The sequence below is a fragment of the Pantoea sp. SIMBA_079 genome (genome assembly GCF_046940275.1).
Classification (GTDB): Bacteria; Pseudomonadota; Gammaproteobacteria; order Enterobacterales; family Enterobacteriaceae; genus Pantoea; species Pantoea borealis.
In genome coordinates, this window is sequence record NZ_JAWRYR010000089.1 from 1 (window position 1) to 352 (window position 352).

Sequence of the window (352 nt, forward strand, 5' to 3'; positions counted from 1 at the left end):
TGTCGTCGGCCGACTCCTGTGTCGCGGGCGCGGCGGCGGAGCCGTCGGCAGGCGACGGCTTCGCGGCAGCCGGCGCACCGAAGGCGGCGAACGGCGAGGCGGTGCTCTGGGTGACCGTCGTCTCCGGCTGCCCGGCGCGCGAGGCGACCGGGGCGGAGGACGGAGGGAGCGACGCGAACGGCCAGGACGACTTCTCGCTGGTCGACGCAGACACGGGCGCCGGCGTGTCGGCGGGGCCACCAGCCGCGGCTGCGGCGGTAGCGGACGCCGCAGCGGTACCGGAGGCTGCAGGGGCGCGGTCGGCCGAGCGGTCGCCGTCCTGCTGCGCGGCGGACGGACCGCCCTCCGGCTC

At 78.7% G+C, this 352-nt stretch carries 1 protein-coding gene; it reads left to right on the forward strand.

What is annotated here, in order from left to right:
* Positions 1-352: hypothetical protein (locus tag SB719_RS19230; RefSeq protein ID WP_412159613.1), on the forward strand; the 352-nt coding region annotated here is incomplete at both ends.